At 64.8% G+C, this 20,978-nt stretch carries 19 protein-coding genes; 9 read left to right on the forward strand and 10 right to left on the reverse strand.

Annotated features, from left to right (window positions below; genetic code table 11):
• Window positions 1-114: 114 nt before the first annotated feature.
• From NLM32_RS01875 to sdhC, 6 genes are all read right to left on the reverse strand, one after another.
• Window positions 115-2,073, reverse strand: a complete 1,959-nt coding sequence (locus tag NLM32_RS01875) for an ABC transporter ATP-binding protein/permease (protein WP_254127576.1) — start codon at window positions 2,071-2,073, stop codon at window positions 115-117.
• Window positions 2,074-2,126: 53 nt separating this feature from the next.
• Window positions 2,127-4,265, reverse strand: a complete 2,139-nt coding sequence (locus NLM32_RS01880; protein ID WP_254127578.1) for an ATP-binding protein — start codon at window positions 4,263-4,265, stop codon at window positions 2,127-2,129.
• A gap of 193 nt (window positions 4,266-4,458) precedes the next feature.
• On the reverse strand, window positions 4,459-5,241 hold the full coding sequence (locus NLM32_RS01885; RefSeq protein ID WP_254127580.1) for a succinate dehydrogenase iron-sulfur subunit: 783 nt from the start codon (window positions 5,239-5,241) through the stop codon (window positions 4,459-4,461).
• 24 nt (window positions 5,242-5,265) lie between these two features.
• On the reverse strand, window positions 5,266-7,101 hold the full coding sequence (sdhA, locus tag NLM32_RS01890; RefSeq protein WP_254127582.1) for a succinate dehydrogenase flavoprotein subunit: 1,836 nt from the start codon (window positions 7,099-7,101) through the stop codon (window positions 5,266-5,268).
• A 3-nt stretch (window positions 7,102-7,104) separates the two neighbouring features.
• Window positions 7,105-7,509, reverse strand: coding sequence for a succinate dehydrogenase, hydrophobic membrane anchor protein (gene sdhD / locus NLM32_RS01895; RefSeq protein ID WP_254127584.1), 405 nt, complete (start codon window positions 7,507-7,509; stop codon window positions 7,105-7,107).
• Window positions 7,506-7,904 (reverse strand): succinate dehydrogenase, cytochrome b556 subunit, encoded by a 399-nt coding sequence (gene sdhC, locus NLM32_RS01900; RefSeq protein WP_254127586.1) that lies wholly within the window; start codon window positions 7,902-7,904, stop codon window positions 7,506-7,508. The genes sdhD and sdhC overlap by 4 nt, the downstream gene beginning before the upstream one ends.
• Window positions 7,905-8,424: 520 nt before the next feature.
• Between sdhC and NLM32_RS01905 the strand changes: the two genes are divergently transcribed.
• Window positions 8,425-9,285: a TSUP family transporter gene (locus tag NLM32_RS01905; RefSeq protein ID WP_254127588.1), complete on the forward strand. Its 861-nt coding sequence runs from the start codon at window positions 8,425-8,427 to the stop codon at window positions 9,283-9,285.
• Between the two features lie 187 nt (window positions 9,286-9,472).
• On the opposite strand, the gene NLM32_RS01910 is transcribed toward NLM32_RS01905, so the two are convergent.
• On the reverse strand, window positions 9,473-11,002 hold the full coding sequence (locus NLM32_RS01910; protein ID WP_254127590.1) for a malonyl-CoA synthase: 1,530 nt from the start codon (window positions 11,000-11,002) through the stop codon (window positions 9,473-9,475).
• Between the two features lie 95 nt (window positions 11,003-11,097).
• On the opposite strand from NLM32_RS01910, the gene NLM32_RS01915 reads away from it, so the two are divergent.
• The 5 genes from NLM32_RS01915 (at window position 11,098) to NLM32_RS01935 (ending at window position 14,923) form a co-directional block, all read left to right on the forward strand.
• Window positions 11,098-11,859, forward strand: a complete 762-nt coding sequence (locus tag NLM32_RS01915; protein WP_254127592.1) for an SDR family oxidoreductase — start codon at window positions 11,098-11,100, stop codon at window positions 11,857-11,859.
• Window positions 11,860-12,265: 406 nt separating this feature from the next.
• Entirely contained in the window at window positions 12,266-12,820 is a 555-nt protein-coding gene (locus NLM32_RS01920) for a fasciclin domain-containing protein (RefSeq protein ID WP_194465444.1), read from the forward strand.
• A 174-nt stretch (window positions 12,821-12,994) separates the two neighbouring features.
• The gene (locus NLM32_RS01925; RefSeq protein WP_254127594.1) at window positions 12,995-13,624 is read left to right on the forward strand and encodes a cytochrome b/b6 domain-containing protein; all 630 of its coding nucleotides are present in this window, start codon (window positions 12,995-12,997) and stop codon (window positions 13,622-13,624) included.
• Between the two features lie 71 nt (window positions 13,625-13,695).
• Entirely contained in the window at window positions 13,696-14,478 is a 783-nt protein-coding gene (locus tag NLM32_RS01930; protein WP_254127596.1) for a molybdopterin-binding protein, read from the forward strand.
• A gap of 79 nt (window positions 14,479-14,557) precedes the next feature.
• Entirely contained in the window at window positions 14,558-14,923 is a 366-nt protein-coding gene (locus tag NLM32_RS01935) for a hypothetical protein (protein ID WP_254127598.1), read from the forward strand.
• 123 nt (window positions 14,924-15,046) lie between these two features.
• Here NLM32_RS01935 and NLM32_RS01940 read toward each other — a convergent pair whose 3' ends face one another.
• On the reverse strand, window positions 15,047-16,246 hold the full coding sequence (locus NLM32_RS01940) for a YbfB/YjiJ family MFS transporter (RefSeq protein ID WP_254127600.1): 1,200 nt from the start codon (window positions 16,244-16,246) through the stop codon (window positions 15,047-15,049).
• A 229-nt stretch (window positions 16,247-16,475) separates the two neighbouring features.
• Here NLM32_RS01940 and leuB point away from each other — a divergent pair, with 229 nt between their 5' ends.
• A complete protein-coding gene (leuB, locus tag NLM32_RS01945; RefSeq protein ID WP_254127602.1) occupies window positions 16,476-17,588 on the forward strand; it encodes a 3-isopropylmalate dehydrogenase in 1,113 nt (370 codons plus the stop codon).
• A gap of 134 nt (window positions 17,589-17,722) precedes the next feature.
• Complete coding sequence (locus NLM32_RS01950; protein ID WP_254127604.1) at window positions 17,723-18,361, forward strand: DapH/DapD/GlmU-related protein; 639 nt, start codon at window positions 17,723-17,725, stop codon at window positions 18,359-18,361.
• 61 nt (window positions 18,362-18,422) lie between these two features.
• On the opposite strand, the gene NLM32_RS01955 is transcribed toward NLM32_RS01950, so the two are convergent.
• Entirely contained in the window at window positions 18,423-18,809 is a 387-nt protein-coding gene (locus NLM32_RS01955; RefSeq protein ID WP_254127606.1) for a hypothetical protein, read from the reverse strand.
• 156 nt (window positions 18,810-18,965) lie between these two features.
• Window positions 18,966-19,754 (reverse strand): hypothetical protein, encoded by a 789-nt coding sequence (locus NLM32_RS01960; RefSeq protein ID WP_254127608.1) that lies wholly within the window; start codon window positions 19,752-19,754, stop codon window positions 18,966-18,968.
• Window positions 19,755-19,870: 116 nt separating this feature from the next.
• Here NLM32_RS01960 and NLM32_RS01965 point away from each other — a divergent pair, with 116 nt between their 5' ends.
• The gene (locus NLM32_RS01965; protein ID WP_254127613.1) at window positions 19,871-20,905 is read left to right on the forward strand and encodes an aspartate-semialdehyde dehydrogenase; all 1,035 of its coding nucleotides are present in this window, start codon (window positions 19,871-19,873) and stop codon (window positions 20,903-20,905) included.
• Window positions 20,906-20,978 lie beyond the last annotated feature (73 nt).

Consider the following 20,978-nt stretch of genomic DNA (forward strand, 5'->3'; position numbering starts at 1 on the left):
CATAACCCCAGGGAGGCGTGTGACGCGAGATGCCTACTCCGAGTCTTCGCCAAACTCCTCCCTGTGGGCATGGGTCCCGGATCTGCGCTGCGCTTGTCCGGGACGACGGAGAAGTCACGCCACCTTTTTCGCCGCGGGCTTCCGCTGACGCAGGAATCGCCCAAGCAGCTTGCGCTTGCCCTTGCGCGGGATCAGGTCGATGTCGCTGACGAGCTTGGCGCCGCCCTTGCGGCGCTCCAGCACGATCTTGCGGCTGTGGAACGCTTCGAGCTCGACACGATGCGCGACGCTGACGATGGTGGCCTCTCGCAGCTCGTCGGTGACCATCTTCATCATCTTGTCCTGGCTCTTCTCGTCGAGCGCGGAGGTCGCCTCGTCCAGCACGACGATGTCGGGGTTGTGCAGCAACAGCCGCGCGAAGGCGAGGCGTTGTTTTTCGCCGCCGGACAGCGTCTGGTCCCACGGCCCTTCTTCCTCGATCTTCTCCTTGAGATGGTCGAGGCCGACCTTGTGCAGGGCTTCGCCGATCTCCTCGACGGTCCAGTCGTCCTCGGCGCCGGGATAGGCGACCGCGCGGCGCAGGCTGCCTGAGGGCACGTAGGGCCGCTGCGGCAGCATGAACAGCCGCCGGTCGGGATGGAAATTGACGCTGCCGTCGCCCCATGGCCACAGGCCTGCGATGGCGCGCACCAGCGTGCTCTTGCCGGTACCGGATTCGCCGGCGACCAAAAGCCGCTCGCCGGGCTCGATCGCCACCTCGGTCTCGCCGACCACGGCGGTGCCGTCGTCGAGCGTGACGGAGAGATCGTTCAGCTCCAGCATCGTCTCGTTGCTGGTCTCGCCGCGCTTGATGCGGCCGAGGCCGTCGCCCTGCTCGGCGCGCTCGAGGCCGTCGAGCGACATCATCAGCGAGGCGATGCGGCGGGCGCAGGCGTTCCAGTCGGCGAGACGCGGATAATTGTCGACCAGCCAGCCGAACGCGCTCTGCACGATGGTGAAGGCGGAGGCCGCCTGCATCACCTGCCCCAGCGTCATGCTGCCGTCGAGAAATTTCGGCGCGCAGAGCAGAAGCGGGACCACGGGCGCAACGAGGCTCGAACCCTGCGACACCAGCGTCGTGCGCATGTGCTGGCCCGCGAGCCGCGCCCACTGCCGCAGCACGCTGGTAAAATTGCGGTCGATGCCGCCGCGCTCTTCCTCCTCGCCGCCGAGCAGCGCGATGCTCTCGCCGTTCTCACGCACGCGCGTCAGCGTGTAGCGGAAATCGGCCTCCGCCTGGTTCTTGTCCTCGGAGACCTGCACGAATTGACGGCCGATCACCAGGATCGAGCCCGAGGCGATTCCCGCATAGAGCATCGCGGCGATCACGAGGAAGCCGGGAATGGTGATCGACGATCCGCCAATCGTGACGGTGAGTGCGCCGCCGATGGTCCAGAGCACGACGATGAACGTCGCGGCCGATAGCAGTGCCGAGGTCACGCCGGCGAGGAAGTCGACCGGCGAGTCCGTTGCGACGCGCAAATCCTCGGCGATGCGGTATTCCGGATTCTTGTGGTCGCCGCCGACGAGGTTGAGCTGGTAATAGCGCCCGTTGGTGAGCCAGCGCGTCAGCACGCTGTTGGTGAGCCAGGCACGCCAGCGCCGCTGGATGCCCATGCGGGCAAACACCTGCGCGACGCCGAGCACGATGCTGCCGATCGCGAGCGGGAAGAACACCGCGGTGAGATGGAAGACCGTGGTCGCATCGCGCTTCTCGATGGCGTCGAAGATCGCGCGGTTCCAGACATTGATGCCGTATTGGAAGCCGACGGTGAGGACGATCAGCACGACGAGGCCGATCGAGAACGGCCAGGCGAGGCGGTCGCCCTTGCGTGCCCAGAAGCCGCGCGCGCTGATCCAGAACCGCGTCAGCAGATAATCCTTGCGCGCCTGCTCGATCTCTTCGGGTGAGAGGTCTGAATCAGGTTCGACCACTTCGGGCGGCGGCGGTGCGATCGCGTCGCCGTCCTCGCCCTTGATGTCGACGATGGGCGGCTTCCTGCCCTGTTCGCGCTTTGCGGCTGGCTTTTGCATGGCCGGATAACGCCAGACAAATCAGCCGGTTCCGTTGAGTTCCGCTGGGCCGATCACTCGGCGGCGCCGTCACGCACCCGCTTCAGCCGCGCCGCCTGGTGCAGGACCCGCGACAGCTCCTCGATGGAATAGGGCTTTTGCACGAGCTCGAAGCCGGCGACGCCGTCCTGGGACAAAGCGTGGCTGTAGCCCGTGGTCAGCACGATTGGCACGCCGATGCCGCGATCGCGGATCGCCTGGGCCAGATCGAGCCCGGTCATCCCGGGCATGACGACGTCGGAGAACACGACGTCGAAACGATCGGTAGCGCCGACCAGCTCGGTGAGCGCATCGGTGGCGTTGTCGACCAGCGTAATGCTGTAGCCGAGCTCGGTCAGTCCGTCGGCGGCGAAATTGCCGAGCTCGATATTGTCCTCGACGACCAGCACCGACATGCCGCTGCCGGCGACCGCCGGCGCCGTAGTCGGCGCCTGGCTTCGCGGCAAGAGCGTTGCCGGCACGCGCGGCAGATAGAGCGAGAAGGTGCTGCCCTGGCCGACTTCGCTCATGACGGTCACCTCGCCGCCGGATTGCCGGGCGAAGCCGAACACTTGCGACAGGCCGAGGCCGGTGCCCTGGCCGACCTGCTTGGTGGTGAAGAACGGTTCGAAGATGCGGCCCAGTTGCGCGGCGGGAATGCCGATGCCGCTATCGCTGACGGCGACGCAGACAAATCCGTGACTTCCCGAGAGGTGCGCCAGCGTGTCCGGAACATTCGTCGCCGCGTGCACCGTGAAGACGATCCGGCCCTTGCCCTGCATGGCGTCGCGCGCGTTGGTCGCCATGTTGATCATGGCCGTCTCGAACTGGCCGGCATCGGCATTGACGAGACAGGGCTCGATCGGCAGCTGCGTGACGATTTCGATGGCCGGTCCGAGCAGCGTGGCGAGCATGTCGCGCAGCGACTGCATGCGGTCGCCGATGTCGAACACTTCGGGCTTCAAGGTCTGGCGTCGCGCGAAGGCCAGGAGCTGCGAGGTCAGCTTCGCCGCGCGCGCGACCGCCTCGGCGATCGCCGTGATGTAGCGCTGCCGCCGTTCCTCGCTGATTTGCGGGCGATTCAACAGATCGACGGACGCGCGGATGACGGTCAGGAGATTGTTGAAATCGTGCGCGACGCCGCCGGTGAGCTGGCCCAGCGCCTCCAGCCGCTGGCTGTGCTTGAGTGCGTCCTCGGCTTCGCGCCGCCTGGCCGCCTCGGTCTGGAGAGTCTGGGTGCGGCGGAAGGCGAAGGCCAGCAGGATGAACAGCAGCGCGGTCGCGGGCACGCCGAACACCAGATGCTGGCTCATGGTGGCGAGCCAGCGCGCGCGGATCGCCGACGTCTCGAGGCCGGCGCTGACATAGATCGGATATTCGGCGACGCGCCGGTAGCCGATGCGCCGCTCGATCCCGTCCGACGGCCAGGCGATGGTCATCAGCCCATGATCGGGATGGGCCGCGATGCTCCGGCCGACCGGACCGTTCGGGTCGAGCTGGATCTGGTGGTCGAGCCGCGGGAAATGCGCCAGCAGCACGCCGTCGGTGCGTCCCATCGCGAAGAAGGAGCCGGGATCGGTGCCGATCCTGGCGTAAAAGCTCTCGAAATATTCCGGCAGCACGGACGCCTGGATCACGCCGGTGAAGCTGCCATCGTCGGTTGCGCGGCGGCGGCTGACGCCGAAGAAGCGCGCACCCTGGTAGGGCTGCCGCGGCGTCAGCGAGGCGCCGATGAAGGTGCCGATGCTCTGGTCGACATGGGCATAGAAGTAGTCGCGGTCGGCAAAGCTCTGATCCGGCGCCGGCGACGCCAGACTGTTGACCAGCGATTTTCCGTTCGCATCGAAGATCCAGGCCGATTTGAGCTGCGGCAGCGCGTCGGTCAGCTGCTTCAGGCGCCGGTGCAGCGCGCCTTCCCGCGACCGGATGACGTCGTCGGGAAGGTCGCGCACGACCTCGTTGATCTCGGCGAGGCTGCGGTCGATGGTCTCGAACACCTTGAGCGCGTGCTCATGGGCGACATCGAGCGTACGCTCGATCTCTCGGTCGGCGATGTCGCGCGTCGAATTGTAGGAGATGGTGGAGGCGATGGCGAACAGCGCAATCGGCAGCGCCAGGGATGCGGCCATCATCCACTGCAAGAGTCTCAGCGAATTGCGTTGTGCGCCCTGCAAGGTCGCTCCCGGTCCCCCGACGGGAAGCTTACTTGAATCTGACGCCGGGAAGGAAGCGACTTATGGCCGGAACCGGAGGTTGTGGTCCGCCGATTCGCCCGCGACGCGGGATAGGGTAAATTTTACCCGAAGCAGGCCCGGTCGTAGCATACCCCGGCCGTCCTGGCCGGGGGGGGTACGGTGTCCGCGGCGCCTAGATCTGGCGCTCGACCATCTTGAGCTTGAGCTCGGCGATGGCTTCGGCCGGGTTGAGGCCCTTCGGGCAGGCCTTGGCGCAGTTCATGATGGTGTGGCAGCGATAGAGCCGGAACGGGTCCTCGAGGTTGTCGAGCCGCTCGCCGGTGGCCTCGTCGCGCGAATCGGACACCCAGCGGTTGGCCTGCAGCAGCGCGGCCGGACCGAGATAGCGGTCGCTGTTCCACCAATAGCTCGGGCACGAGGTCGAGCAGCAGGCACAGAGGATGCACTCGTAGAGGCCGTCGAGCTTCTCGCGATCCTCGTGGGTCTGGCGCCATTCCTTCTGCGGCGTCGGCGAGGTCGTCTTCAGCCAAGGCTCGATCGAAGCGTACTGGGCGTAGAAATTGGTGAGGTCGGGAACGAGATCCTTCACCACCGGCTGATGCGGCAGCGGGTTGATCTTCACCGCGCCGTCCTTCACGTCGTGCATCGAGCGGGTGCAGGCCAGCGTGTTCTGGCCGTCGATGTTCATGGCGCAGGAGCCGCAGACGCCTTCGCGGCAGGAGCGGCGGAAGGTCAGCGACGGATCGATGTGGTTCTTGATCCAGATCAGGCCGTCCAGCACCATCGGACCGCAATCATTGGTATCGACGTAATAGGTGTCGACGCTCGGATTCTTGCCGTCGTCCGGATTCCAGCGATAGACGCGAAACTCGCGCGTCTCGGTCGCGCCCGCGGGCTTCGGCCAGGTCTTGCCGCCGGTGATCTTGGAGTTCTTCGGAAGTGCGAATTCAACCATTTTGATAAGGCTTTCGCTGTTCGCTCAGTACACGCGCGCTTTGGGCGGGATGTACTGCACGTCGTTGGTCATGGTGTAGTCGTGAACCGGGCGGTACTCGATCTTGACCTTGCCGTTGTCGTCGAGCCAGGCCAGCGTGTGCTTCATCCAGTTCTTGTCGTCGCGCGCGGAGAAGTCCTCGCGCGCATGCGCGCCGCGGCTCTCGGTGCGGTTGGCGGCCGAGTCCATCGTCACCACCGCCTGCGAAATCAGATTGTCGAATTCGAGCGTCTCGATCAGGTCCGAATTCCACACCAGCGAGCGATCGGACACGGCGATGTCGGTGATGCCGCTGTGGACCTTCTCGATCAGGTGCTGGCCTTCGCTCAGCACGTCGCCGGTGCGGAACACGGCGCAGTTGTTCTGCATCACATGCTGCATGCCTTCGCGCAGCTTTGCGGTCGGCGTGCCGCCCGAGGCGTAGCGATAATGGTCGAGGCGGCCGAGCGCGAGATCGGCCGAGTTCGCCGGCAGCTCGGGCTGCTTGGCGTTCGGGGTCAGCTTCTCGGCGAGACGGAGCGCCGCGGCGCGGCCGAACACGACGAGATCGATCAGCGAGTTCGAGCCGAGGCGGTTGGCGCCGTGCACGGAGACGCAAGCGGCTTCGCCGATCGCCATCAGGCCCGGGATGATGGCGTTGTCGTCGCCGTCCTTCTTGGTCAGCACTTCGCCGTGATAATTCGTCGGAATGCCGCCCATGTTGTAGTGCACGGTCGGCACGATCGGGATCGGCTCGCGCGTCACGTCGACATTGGCGAAGATTTTTGCGGATTCGGAGATGCCCGGCAGGCGCTCGGCGAGCACCGCGGGATCGAGATGGTCGAGATGAAGGAAGATGTGGTCCTTCTTCTTGCCGACGCCGCGGCCTTCGCGGATCTCGATGGTCATCGCGCGCGAGACGACGTCGCGTGACGCCAGGTCCTTTGCCGACGGCGCATAGCGCTCCATGAAACGCTCGCCCTCGGAATTGACGAGGTAGCCGCCTTCGCCGCGCGCACCTTCGGTGACGAGGCAGCCCGAGCCGTAGATGCCGGTCGGGTGGAATTGCACGAACTCCATGTCCTGCATCGGCAGGCCGGCGCGCAGCACCATGCCGCCGCCGTCGCCGGTGCAGGTGTGCGCCGAGGTGCAGGAGGCGTAGGCTCGGCCGTAGCCGCCGGTCGCGAGGATCACGGTCTGGGCGCGGAAGCGATGCAGCGTGCCGTCGTCGAGCTTGAGCGCGATGACGCCGCGGCAGGTGCCCTGGTCGTCCATGATCAGGTCGATGGCGAAGAACTCGATGAAGAACTCGGCCGCGTGACGCAGCGACTGGCCATACATCGTGTGCAGCATGGCGTGACCGGTGCGGTCGGCGGCGGCGCAGGTGCGCTGCGCCTGGCTCTTGCCGAACTCGGTGGTCATGCCGCCGAACGGGCGCTGGTAGATCTTGCCGTCCTCGGTGCGCGAGAACGGCACGCCCCAATGTTCGAGCTCGTAGACCGCGTCGGGTGCGTTGCGCACCATGTATTCGATCGCGTCCTGGTCGCCGAGCCAGTCCGACCCCTTCACGGTGTCGTACATGTGCCAGCGCCAGTCGTCCTTGTGCATGTTGCCGAGCGAGGCCGAGATGCCGCCCTGCGCCGCGACTGTGTGCGAGCGGGTCGGAAACACCTTGGTGATGCAGGCCGTCTTCAGGCCGGCTTCGCTGCAGCCGACCGTGGCGCGCAGGCCCGCGCCGCCGGCGCCGACCACGACGACGTCATAGGTGTGGTCCTCGATCGGATAGGCTTTGCCGTTGGTGGCGGGAGCGCCGTTGCCCTTGCCATTCGTCGCGTTGGCCATGGGTTACACTCCGGATGACAGTTGGAGAATCGCGTAGATCGACGCGAGCGCGACCGCGATCGAGAAGAAATTGTTGAGCATGATCGTCGCGAGCTTGAGCTTCTCGTTGTGGACGTAGTCCTCGATCACGACCTGCATGCCGATCTTCATGTGCCAGGCGCTGGCGATGATGAAGAGCACCATGATGATGGCGATCGGCAGCGAGCCCAGGATCTGCTTGGCATAGGCCTGGTTGCGGCCGAGCAGCATCATGATGACGACGATCACGGGGAGCATCAGCAGCACCATCGCCACCGCCGTCAGGCGCTGGCGCCAGAAATCGGACGTGCCGGAATGCGCGGCGCCGAGGTTGCGGACGCGGCCGAGCGGGGTGCGCATGCTGCGCTTCGGCGTATCAGCCGTGCTCATCGTCCACCTCCGGTCGCGTAGGCAATGATCCAGATCAGCACCGTCAGGGCGATGCCGCCGATCAGGGCGCCCCAGGTCAGCGCTTCGCGCTCATTGGCCTTGAAGCCGTAGCCAAGGTCCCACACGAAGTGCCGGATACCGCTCAACATATGGTGCATCAGCGCCCAAGTGTAGCCGAACATGATCAGCCGGCCGATGATGCTGCCGGTGAAGGCCTGGACGTGGGCATAGGCGGCCGGGCCGGACGCTGCAGCGATCAGCCACCAGGCCAGCAGCAGGGTTCCGACGTAGAGGGCGATACCGGTGGCGCGGTGGACGATGGACAGCGCCATCGTCAACGTCCAGCGGTAGACTTGCATGTGTGGTGAAAGCGGTCGTTCGATCCGTGCGGTCATGGGCTTTTGATGTTTATGGCGGCCCAGCAGGGGGCGCGCGGGGATCGCGAAAGGTCGGCTCTATTTACGGAGTCGATTTGGCTGGCGCAATCACCAAATCGCCATAAATCGAATCGGTGTTCAGCCTTACGGCGTTGATGCAACAAGCCAATCAGGGCCTTGGTATACCAGATCGATGGTGCACCGACCAACAATCGAACATTAATTCACTCTTTATGGCGGCGGGCGAGGCCCATTGAAATTACTATTGGAACGGCTCTAAGCCACCGCGCGCCCGCCACGGTTCGAACCAGTCAGTTCATGCGCCCTGAAGCAACGCGGTTCACCGACGGACCATCCGCGATTTCCGTCCTGCGCATCGATTTTCCGTCCGGCGGCGGATATGCGCACCTTGCATTCCACCCCAGCCGGAAGGCGCGTCGGGTCGACCGCGCAGATCGGATCGCCTACAGCTTCATGCGCAGCTCATTCCGAACGGACGAATCGGAGAAGTTGCGGCCGGTTGTCGGGGCAGGTCCGGGTGATTGCAGGTCTTGATCTTCGTGAACTCGTGGAGCTCGCGCTGCTGCTGATCGCAGTCGGCGCGCTCTCCGGGTTTCTGGCCGGTGTGTTCGGCATCGGCGGCGGCGCGATTCTGGTGCCGGTGTTTTACGAATGCTTTCGCATTGCCGGCGTGCCGCTGGACGTGCGCATGCCGCTTTGCGTCGGCACATCGCTTGCGGTCATCATCCCGACGTCGATCCGTTCGTTCCAGGCGCATCACAAGCGCGGCGCCGTCGACATGTCGATCCTGCGCGTGTGGTGGCTGCCGATCCTGATCGGTGTCGTCGCCGGCAGCGTGGTCGCGCGCTACGCCCCGGAGCGGCTGTTCAAGATCGTCTTCGTCTGCGTCGCCTATTCGGCGGCGGTCCGCCTGATCTTCGCGCGTGAAGGCTGGAAGCTCGGCGACGATCTGCCGAAGGGTCCATTGATGCGCGTCTACGGATTCTGCGTCGGCATTTTGTCGACGCTGATGGGCATCGGCGGCGGCCTGTTCTCGAACCTGCTGATGACCTTCTACGGCCGGCCGATCCATCAGGCGGTCGCGACCTCCTCGGCGCTGGCGGTGCTGATCTCGATCCCCGGCGCGCTCGGCTACGTCTATGCCGGCTGGCCGGCCGCGGCGACGTATCCCAGCGTCGCAGCGCTGCAAATTCCGTTCGCGCTCGGTTACGTCTCGCTGATCGGCGCCGTGCTGGTGATGCCGATGAGCCTCGTGACGGCGCCGCTCGGTGTGAAGGCCGCACATGCAATGTCGAAGCGGACGCTGGAGGTCGCGTTCGGATGCTATCTGTTTATCGTGGGCAGCCGGTTTGTGATGAGTCTTGTGGGCGGGCAGTGATCGGGGTGACCCGCGCTCACCAAGCGTTCCGCTGTCATCGCCCGACTTGATCGGGCGATCCAGTATTCCAGAGACAGCGGTGACTGAGCCGAGAGGCCGCGGCGTACTGGATGCCCCGGTCAAGCCGGGGCATGACAGCGCGTTGTGCGGATGGTCCTCGTCGCAAAACCCGCGACGAGCCGTCTCCTCACTTCTTCGCGTAAATATCCTTGTACGTATCGCGCAACACGTTCTTCTGCACCTTGCCCATGGTGTTGCGCGGCAGTTCGTCGACGACGAAGACGCGTTTGGGCATCTTGAATTTTGCCAGGCGCCCGTCGAGCGCTTTCAGCACTGCGGCCTCGGTGACATCGGCGCCCTTGTTGCAGACCAGCACGGCCGTGACGCCCTCGCCGAAATCGGCATGGGGCACGCCGATCACGGCGGACTCCACCACGCCGGGCATGGCGTCGATCTCGCTCTCGATTTCCTTGGGGTAGACGTTGAAGCCGCCGGAGATCACGAGATCCTTGCCGCGGCCGAGGATGTGGACGTAGCCCTTCTCGTCGATCTTGCCGAGATCGCCGGTGATGAAGAAGCCGTCGGGCCGGAATTCCGACTTGGTCTTCTCCGGCATGCGCCAATAGCCTTTGAAGACGTTCGGGCCCTTGACCTCGATCATGCCGATCTCATCGCGCGGCAATTCCTTGCCGGTCTCGGGTTCGGTGACGCGCACGGAGACGCCGGGGAGCGGAAAGCCGACCGCGCCGGGCACGCGCTCGCCGTCATAGGGGTTCGACGTGTTCATGTTGGTCTCGGTCATGCCGTAGCGTTCGAGCACGGCGTGGCCCGTGCGCGCCAACCATTCGCGATGGGTCTCTGCCAGCAGCGGTGCGGAGCCCGAGATGAACAGCCGCATGTGCTTCGTCGTCTCGCGCGACAGCGCGGGATTTTGCAGCAGGCGCGTGTAGAACGTCGGCACGCCCATCAGCACCGTGGCGCGCGCCATCAGCTTGATGATGAGGTCCGGATCGAGCTTTGGCAGGAAGATCATCGAGGCGCGGGCGAACAGCGTCACGTTGGTCGCCACGAACAGGCCATGCGTGTGGTAGATCGGCAGGGCGTGGATCAGCACGTCCTTGTCGGTGAAGCGCCAGTAATCGACCAGCGACAGTGAGTTCGACGCGAGATTGTCGTGACTGAGCATCGCGCCCTTGGAGCGGCCGGTCGTGCCCGACGTGTAGAGGATCGCGGCGAGGTCGTCGTTGGCCCGCGAGACGGTCGCAAACTCGCTGCTCGCCTTATCGGCGGCGTCCGTCAGCGAACCCTTGCCGTCAGGCCCGAGCGTCTCGACCTTGGCCTTCACCTTGGCAGCGATCGGCGCGAGCCCCTCGGCCTTGGAGGGATCGCAGACCACCAGCGACGGCTCGGCGTCGCCGATGAAGTAATCGAGCTCGTTCAGCGTATAGGCGGTGTTGAGCGGCAGATAGACCGCGCCGGCCCGCACGGTGCCGAGATACAGCACGATATTGGCGACCGATTTCTCGACCTGCACCGCGACGCGGTCGCCGGGCTTCACGCCGCGCGCGGCCAGCACGTTCGCCATTTGCCCGGCCCGCGCGATCAGATCGCCATAGCTGATATGGGCGCCGTCCTGCGTTTCGATCGCGAGGCGCTTGGGGTCGTCGAGGCCGTCGAACAGGCGGGAAAACAGATTGGCGTTGGCTGCTTGGTTCATGCAAGATTTCCTCGACCGCAAGGCAAACAAGGCCGGTCAAAACCGAGGGCTGGATTAGCAAAAACCGCCCCAATGAAGCAACGGAGACAGTTTGCATGACCAAAAATGGGAAACGCGTAGCCTGGGTCACCGGCGGCGGCAGCGGGATCGGGGAGGCCGGCGCCGAGGCGCTTGCGGCCGACGGCTGGATCGTCGTGGTCTCCGGCCGGCGGCAGTCAGCCCTGGATACCGTGGTTGCGAAGATCGCCAAGGCCGGCGGGACCGCCGAGGCGCTGGCGCTGGACGTGTCGAACGCCACCGAAGCCCAGACGGCGGCCGATCACATCGTCGCCAAGCACGGCCGCATCGACCTGCTGGTGAACAATGCCGGCATCAACGTCCCCAAGCGCAACTGGAAGGACATGGAACTGGAGGGCTGGGACAGGCTGGTCCAGGTCAATCTCAATGGCGTGCTCTATTGCATGCGCGCGGTGCTGCCGACGATGCGCAAGCAGCAGGACGGCTCGATCATCAACGTCTCGTCCTGGGCCGGTCGCCACGTCTCCAAGATGCCGGGGCCCGCTTACACCACGACCAAACATGCGGTGCTGGCGCTGACCCATTCCTTCAACATGGACGAGTGCGTCAACGGCTTGCGCGCCTGCTGCCTGATGCCGGGCGAGGTGGCGACACCGATCCTGAAGCTCCGCCCGGTGGTGCCGAGCGAGGAAGAGCAGGCGAAGATGCTGCAGTCGGAAGATTTGGGACGCACCATCGCGTTCATCGCCAGCATGCCGCCACGCGTCTGCATCAACGAACTCCTGATCAGCCCGACGCACAATCGCGGGTTCATTCAGACGCCGAACAACAGGGATTAGTGCGGAGGCGTGCGCCACAATCTCCGCCCGTCGTCCCGGGGCGCGACGTAGTCGCGAACCCGGGACCCATAACCACAGGGAGAAGTTGCGGCGCGAGAAGGTAACTCCGAGTCTTCGCCAAACCACTCCCTGTGGTTATGGGTCCCGGATCTGCGCTGCGCTTGTCCGGGACGACAGCGGAGTGTGTCACTTCGCTCTTCGCAATGACGGCGCACCCACCACACGGTCACACCGCCCCATAGTTTCACGCATCACAATAAATTATTCCTCGAAACCCCTTCGCAAACCGTCCCGTAGTTCGGCCAACGACGCGCTGCTGCTTCACGTCAAACGGTCGCAGTCGCCGTTGTTGCCCCAACGCAAACGCCGGCGAATTGCCGGTCACAATCCAATCGGGAGTTTCTCCATGTCGAAGCGCATTGCCTATCTCACCGCTGCTGCCTTCAGCGCGCTGGCCATCACCGCGACCGTCATCGCACCCGCTCGCGCCGAGGAAAAGACCGTCATGGTCGGCGGCGCCGCGATGTTCCCGTCGAAGAACATCGTCCAGAACGCCGTCAACTCGAAGGATCACACCACGCTTGTCGCGGCGGTGAAGGCGGCCGGCCTGGTGCCGACGCTGGAAGGCAAGGGCCCGTTCACGGTGTTCGCGCCGACCAACGCCGCCTTCGGCAAGCTGCCGGCCGGCACCGTCGACACCCTGGTCAAGCCTGAGAACAAGGCGACGCTGACCAAGATCCTCACCTACCATGTCGTGGCCGGCAAGCTCGAGGCCTCCGACCTGACCGACGGCAAGAAGCTCAAGACCGTCGAGGGCGAGGAGCTGACCGTCAAGAAGCAGGACGGCAAGGTCTGGATCGTCGACGCCAAGGGCGGAACCTCGATGGTGACGATCTCCAACGTCAACCAGTCCAACGGCGTGATCCATGTGGTCGACACCGTGCTGATGCCGGCAACGTAACACCGCGCACCCCTGTTTCATCCCCCGCAGGATGCGGCGAAACAGCGAGCCGGGGAGACCCGGCTCGCTTTATTGTGACCGCCATGGCCGGCGATTCGTGTCCCGGCCCGGCGTAACGAAGGCGGGCGGAGCGGCGTATAATCGCTGACACACGACGTTCAGGACGGAACCATCATGTCGAGCCTTACAGTCACGGACGAGCACATCGGCGCCAAGCCGGCCAAGGCGATTCAGCCGGTCTGGGTCCGCGTGATGCACTGGACCAATGCGGTCGCCATGATCCTGATGATCCTGTCGGGCTGGCAGATCTACAACGCCTCGCCGCTGTTCGGCTTCAGCTTCCCGCGCGAGTACACGCTGGGCGGCTGGCTCGGTGGTGGTCTTCTCTGGCATTTCGCGGCGATGTGGCTGCTGATGGTGAACGGCCTCGCCTATCTCGTGACCGGTTTCGTCTCCGGCCGTTTCCGCAAGAAACTCCTGCCGATCACGCCGGCGGGCGTGCTCCACGACGTCAGGGCGGCGCTGACCTTCAAGCTCAGCCATGACGATCTCAGCGTCTACAACTACGTGCAGCGCGCGCTCTATGCCGGCATCATCGTCGTCGGTGTGCTGATCGTGCTGTCGGGCCTGTCGATGTGGAAGCCGGTGCAATTGCACTGGCTGGTGACGCTGTTCGGCGATTACCCGACCGCGCGCTACGTCCATTTCTTCTGCATGGCCGCGATCTGCGCCTTCCTCGTCATTCACGTGCTGCTTGCGCTGCTGGTGCCGAAGAGCCTGCGCGCGATGATCATCGGTCGCTAGAGCATGATCCGGAAAAGTGTGAAGCGGTTTTCCGGCAAGATCATGCTCAAACAAAAGATGTGAGAATCGATATGGCCAAGCGTCCCTTCCTGATCCCCGGCGTCGACAAGCGGCTCTTGATCAAGGACTCCCTCAAGACCATGCCGGACGTCACCCGCCGCCGTTTCATCGCCGGCGGCGCCAGCCTCGGCGCGCTGACGCTGCTCACCGGCTGCGACGTGATCGACTCGTCCTCGGCAGACACGATGCTGGCGAAGATCTCGAAATTCAACGACGCCGTGCAGGATTTCATCTTCAATCCCGACGCGCTAGCGCCGACGTTTCCGGAGAGCGCGATTACAAAGCCGTTCCCGTTCAACGCCTATTACGATCTCGACGATGCGCCGGAGATCGAGGCCGATGACTGGAAGCTCGAGGTGCGCGGCCTCGTCGACAACAAGAAGTCGTGGACGCTGCCCGAGCTCACCAAGCTGCCGCAGTTCACCCAGATCACCCGCCACATCTGCGTCGAAGGCTGGAGCGCGATCGGCAGCTGGACCGGTACGCCCTTGCGCGATTTCCTGAAACTGATCGGCGCCGACACCCGCGCGAAATACGTCTGGTTCCAGTGCGCCGACAAGGACGGCTACAATTCGCCGCTGGACATGCGCACCGCGCTGCATCCGCAGACGCAGATGACGTTCAAATACGCGGGCGAGACCCTGCCGCGCGCCTATGGCTTCCCGATGAAGATCCGCGTGCCGACAAAGCTCGGCTTCAAGAACCCGAAATACGTCGTCTCGATGGAAATCACCAACGACTACAAGGGCGGCTATTGGGAAGACCAGGGGTACAATTCGTACAGCGGGAGCTGAGGTCGCCCCACAACTCTGGACATCATCGCTGCGGCGACCCTATTTTGCCGGCCGCATGAGTTCGAATCCAGCGAGCGGAATGACCATCAAGACATGGCTGATAGCGTCGCTGATCTGCGTTTCGGCGATGTCTGCGCTGGTCGACGGGCTGTTCTTTCTGCGCGGCATGTATGACAAGCCCGTCAGCAGCCTTCTCGCCGGCTATGTTGCGGGAATCTTGCTTGTCATGTGGATCTTGGCTGATCGAAAGGATCATCCGCAAGTCGGACGATCCTTCGATGACGGCTTTCTCCTGCTTGTGTTTTGGGTGCCTTATTTGCCTTACTACCTGTGGCGGACGAGGCGCGGCACGGGGCTATGGATGTGCGCCGGCTTCCTCGGCCTGTTCTCGCTCGGCTTCCTCGTCCAACTGGCAATATGGGCAGTCTTCCAAGTCGAGCTGTAGATCTCGTAGGGTGGGCAAAGCGACTTGTCCGCCATAGCTCGAAGAGCGACGGCGGAAGCGTGCCCACGCATTTTTCGTGATCGAGAGAGATGGTGGGCACGGCGCTACGCGCCTTTGCCCACCCTACGGTGCCGAGTTCCTCGGCCCCACCTTCCTCTGCAGCAACGATAGCACCGCCCCCAACGCCAGCAGCGCCGCCGAGACGTTCAGCGCGTAACTCAGGCTCCCCAGCGCATCCGTGATGGCGCCGACCACGATCGGACCGAGCGTCTGGCCGACGCCGAACGAGATCGTCATCGCCGCGATCGCGCGCGGCCATACCTCGCTCGGATAGTTGAAGCGCACGAAGGCGGTGGTCGAGCCGACCACGGCGAAGAAGGCGACGCCGAACACCACCGCCGAGGTCGCGAGCCACGCGGTCGAATGTCCGAGCATCGGCAGGCCGGCGCCGATCGCGTTGGTGCCGAGAATGATCGCGGTGGCGAGCCCGCCGCGGTCGAGCGCGAGCACGCCGCGCCAGACCCAGGGCGTCACGAACGCACTCATGCCGATCAGGCCCCAGAAGCCGGCTTGCGCCGCCGCGCCGCCGCCGCCGTCGCGCACATAGGCGATCATGAAGGTCATGTAGGCGATGTAGCCCGCGCCAAACAGTAAGTAGGCGGCGAGATAGATCAATGCGGGAAGGATCCGGAATGAGCCGTGACCATCTTCCGAAAAACGCGCGCCGCTCTCGATTCGGACCAGGAACAGCGGCACGGTCATGATGGTCGAGAGCAGCGTCAGCGCCCACCACACCATCCACCACGAGCCCGGCCCGAAATATTGCAGCGTGAACGGCGCGATCAGCCCGGAGGAAAGGATGCCGATGCCGGGGCCGGCATAGAACAGGCTCAGCAGGAAATTGGCCCGCTCCGGGCGCGACTGCGCGATGGTTGCGGCCAACGCGCCGCCGGCGACGAAGCCGGCCGCGGCCCCCAGGCCCAGCACGAGGCGCGCCAGGCTCAGCGCGATGAAATTGCCCGTCAGCGCGCAGGTCGCAAGCGCGGCGACGCAGGCCACGGTTCCACCGCGGATCGCCGCCGCCCAGCCGACGCGCTGGATCAGCCGGGATGCCACCAGCGCGCCCACGAGGTAGCCGACGGCGTTGATGGTGTTCATGAAACCCGCCGCCGAGTAGGACCAGCCGAGGTCCTCCCGCATGTCGGGCAGCACCAGCGCATAGGCAAAACGGCCGATGCCGAGCCCGACGGTCGCGGCCAGCGACAGGGTCAGGATTAGCCGCGCGGGATGTGCGACGGGCGGGGGTCGATCAGGGGCGAGCAAGGGGTACTCCGGCGACCCTCAGTGTGGCAGGCCCTGCCCGGCTTGCACAGCCGCGCGGCGGCAATGGTGTCTTGCCAAGCGCGCAACGCCGCTCTAGCACTCCGGCCGAAATTCACGAGATGCCGTCATGCCCGGCCTTGTGCCGGGCATCCACGTCTTCGGCGCTGTTGAGGCAAGACGTGGATGGCCGGGACAAGCCCGGCCATGACGAAACGGAGGAAGAACGACCATGGCGACCCACAAATTGCTGCTGCTCCCCGGCGACGGTATCGGCCCCGAGGTGATGGGCGAGGTGAAGCGGCTGATCGATTGGCTCAATTCGGCCGGGATCGCCAAATTCGAGACCGATACGGGCCTCGTCGGCGGCTCGGCCTATGACGCCCACAAGGTGTCGATCTCCGAGGGCGACATGGTCAAGGCGCTCGCCGCCGACGCCATCATCTTCGGCGCGGTCGGCGGCCCGAAGTGGGACGCCGTGCCTTACGAGGTGCGCCCGGAAGCCGGCCTGCTGCGCCTGCGCAAGGATCTCGCTTTGTTCGCCAACCTCCGCCCCGCCGTCTGCTATCCGGCGCTGGCCGACGCTTCGAGCCTGAAGCGCGAGGCGGTCGAGGGTCTCGACATCGTCATCGTGCGCGAGCTGACCGGCGGCGTCTATTTCGGCGAGCCCAAGACCATCACCGATCTCGGCAACGGCCAGAAGCGCGCCGTCGATACCCAGGTCTACGACACCTATGAGATCGAGCGCATCGGCCGCGTCGCCTTCGAGCTTGCCAAGAAGCGCAAGAACAAGGTGACGTCGATGGAGAAGCGCAACGTCATGAAGTCGGGCGTGCTCTGGAACGAGGTCATGACCGCGGTCCACAAGCGCGAATATCCCGATGTCACGCTCGAGCATCAGCTCGCCGATTCCGGCGGCATGATGCTGGTGAAGTGGCCGAAGCAGTTCGACGTCATCGTCACCGACAATCTGTTCGGCGACATGCTGTCCGACATCGCGGCGATGCTGACCGGTTCGCTCGGCATGCTGCCGTCGGCCTCGCTCGGCGAAGTCGACGTCAAGAGCAAGAAGCGCAAGGCGCTGTACGAGCCCGTGCACGGTTCGGCGCCCGATATCGCGGGCAAGGGTCTCGCCAATCCGATCGCGATGATCTCGTCGTTCGGCATGGCGCTGCGCTATTCCTTCGACATGGGCGCGCTCGCCGACAAGGTCGACGCCGCGATCGCCGCCGTGCTGGCGAGCGGCCTGCGCACCGCCGACATCAAGTCGGAAGGGACGACCGCTGCCTCGACCACGCAGATGGGCGAAGCGATCCTGAAGGAACTGCAGAAGCTGCACGCGTAAGCGGCGAACGCAGCTCTCGTAGGGTGGGCAAAGCGGAAGCGTGCCCACGACTTCGTTGCTATTGTAGAGAGATGGTGGGCACGGCGCGTTGCGCCTTTGCCCACCCTACGGCACCTGCTCTCGGAGCCTGGCTCATGGACGCCTCTTCCCGCCCCAAGATCGCGGAAACCATCATCCATGACACCGTGCGCCAGCGCGAGGCGCAGATCGGGCGTCGCTGCGAGATCCTGAGCCACACGCGCATCGAATACGCGACGCTCGGCGACTACTCCTATCTCGGTGAATACTGCGATGTCGCCGACGCCGTGATCGGCAAGTTCACCGCGATCGCGAACTCGGTGCGCATCGGCGCGCCCAATCATCCGATGGGCCGGCCGTCGCAGCATCGCTTCACTTATGTCCCGGAATATTACGAGGCGAGCGCGAGCCGCGACCGCGACTTCTTCGCGGACCGGCGCGGCGATCGCGTCATCGTCGGCAACGATGTCTGGATCGGCCATGCCGCGATCCTGCTGCCGGGCGTCACGGTCGGCGACGGTGCGGTGATCGGCGCCGGTGCGGTCGTCAGCCGCGATGTCGCGCCCTATACGATCGTCGGCGGCGTTCCCGCGCGCGCCATCCGCAAGCGGTTTGACGATGCCGTCGCGGCCAGCCTGCGCCGCATCGCCTGGTGGGATTGGCCGGATCAGCTCATCTTCGAGCGCCTCGCCGATTTCCGTTCGGAGGCGATCGAGGAGTTTTGCCGGCGATACGATCCGGCGGCTAATTCGTAATCTCCCAAAACAAAAAGGCCGGGCGCGAGCCCGGCCTTTCTGATTCGAAAAATCGATCCGCTCAGTACAGCGGGAAATTCTGCGGATAGCCGCCGAGATCGGACGGCGTCGGCAGCGGCTGGCGATCGATCGGACGGTTGTTGTTCTCGCGGGCGAACGACGGATAGCCCACCGCCGGCGGGAAGGCGTAGTCGCTGAACTTGCGGTCGCCCGGATTGACCTCGGTGCCGCCGTCGAGCCAGGAGCGCTTGCTCACGTAGATACGGGTGCGACCCTGCTGGTAGACCGCATTGGGGCCGCTCGGGCCGTAGATCGGCCGGCCGCGATCGTCATAGCGCTGCTTGGTCTTGGTGTCGGCCGCAGCCGGTGTCGCGAAGGCCACGGCAATCGCGGCGCCTGCCGCAAGCAACGTCGCCAGTTTGTTCGCGGCAAAGAAATTCGAGCTCATCACGTCCCCTTCAGGCGGCAAGCCGCCAGTCGATTTCACCCCATACTAGCCCGGCCGGGGTGGCCGCAACTAGGTCAATTCAGTCACACCGCGCCGGAATAATCGTGCGCGCCGGCAAAAGTTGCATGCGTACCAGTGACTTGAGCTTGATGAGGATCAAAGCGCGCCGCGCAATTGCGCATTCGCCGCGCCCAGCAGCCAGTCGGCGGAGCCGGCGGGATCGCAGGAGCGCCGCTTCAGCTCCGCATGGGCGAACAATTCCGCGAGCTTCGGCTCGTTGCCGGAGGTGAGCAGCGTCAGCCGGTTCAGGGTGCAGGCGATCGCCGCGCGGCGGGCCGGCATCGTGTCGCCCTGGCAGGAGAAGCCGGAGATCTGCAAGCCCGGCTCCTCGTTGCGCTTGAGGTAGCCGAGGCAGGCCGGCGTCCCGTCCGCTGTGCCGGTCGGCCGGAACAAGGCGACGGGGCCGAATTTGGTATCGATCAGGCCGGCCTGCTCGAGCGCGGTGGCCGCACCCAGTCCCATCTGGACGGCGAGGCCCGCGGCCGCCGGCCGCGTCACGTCGAATTCGCTGCCTTCCCGGTAGATCTCGAGCTCGGCCACAGGCTTGTCGGCCTCGCCGGTCCATCGCATGACGTCGCGCCGGCCCCCCTCGGGGTGCCTGAAAATGGTGTAAGAGGCTGTTTTCTCTGATGAATCGAGCCGGCTGAGAGCAAAGGCCGGGTGCGAGCGGGAGGCCTCGGCCCAGCCTGGCTTCTCCGCGGGCTCGTCGTCGCGCAGGTCAGGCAGCTGACCGAGCCCGGCAAGCGCGAGGATGGCAAACAGCGCCAGCGCCCCCACATAGGCGAACAGGCGTGCCAGCGTGCCGACGACCTCGTCGGCGAAATTGGCAAGCGCCAGATGGATCTGGGTGGGCGTTGCGGCCGTGCTGGCCTCAGGCGATTGCATCCACGGCCTTCAGGCATGGTCCAACGTTGTCTTGAGGCCGGTTCTCGCATAGAAGCGCTGCTCTTCCTGTTTAAGCGTCAGCTTCAGGAACGGGCTTTTTCATCGGAGAGTGAACGATGGGTTACAAAGTCGCAGTCGTCGGCGCGACCGGCAATGTCGGACGGGAAATGCTCAACATTCTGGATGAGCGCAAATTCCCCGCGGACGAGGTCGTGGCCCTGGCGTCACGCCGCAGCGTCGGTGTCGAGGTCTCCTATGGCGACCGCACCCTGAAGTGCAAGGCGCTCGAGCATTACGATTTCTCCGACGTCGACATCTGCCTGATGTCGGCGGGCGGCGAGGTGTCGAAGGAATGGTCGCCGAAGATCGGCGCCGCCGGCGCGGTCGTGATCGACAATTCCTCGGCCTGGCGCATGGATCCGGACGTGCCTTTGATCGTGCCGGAAGTGAATGCGGATGCGACCGCCGGCTTCAAGATGAAGAACATCATCGCCAACCCGAACTGCTCGACCGCGCAGCTCGTGGTCGCGCTGAAGCCACTGCACGACAAGGCCACCATCAAGCGCGTCGTGGTCTCGACCTATCAATCGGTGTCGGGCGCCGGCAAGGACGGCATGGACGAGTTGTTCGCGCAGACCAAGTCCGTCTACACCAACCAGGAACTGGTCAGTAAGAAATTCCCCAAGCGCATCGCCTTCAACGTCATCCCCCACATCGACGTCTTCATGGAGGACGGCTACACCAAGGAAGAGTGGAAGATGATGGCGGAGACCAAGAAGATTCTTGATCCCAAGATCAAGCTCTCCGCGACCTGCGTGCGCGTGCCGGTGTTCGTCGGCCACTCCGAGGCCGTCAACATCGAGTTCGAGAATCCGATCAGCGCGGACGAAGCGCGCAGCATCCTGCGCACGGCGCCGGGCTGTCTCGTCATCGACAAGCAGGAACCGGGCGGCTACGCCACGCCGTACGAAGCGGCCGGCGAGGACGCGACCTACATCAGCCGCATCCGCGAGGACGCCACGGTGGAGAACGGTCTCGTGCTCTGGTGCGTGTCCGACAATCTGCGCAAGGGTGCCGCGCTCAACGCGATCCAGATCGCGGAAGTCCTGATCAACCGCAAGCTGATCAGCGCGAAGAAGAAGGCGGCGTAACCCCGCCACAGGTCTCGTAGGGTGGGCAAAGCGAAGCGTGCCCACCACCTGCGCATAATCGGAAAAGATGGTG

Origin of the sequence: Bradyrhizobium sp. CCGUVB14, from assembly GCF_024199935.1 — a bacterium.
Classification (GTDB): domain Bacteria; phylum Pseudomonadota; class Alphaproteobacteria; order Rhizobiales; family Xanthobacteraceae; genus Bradyrhizobium.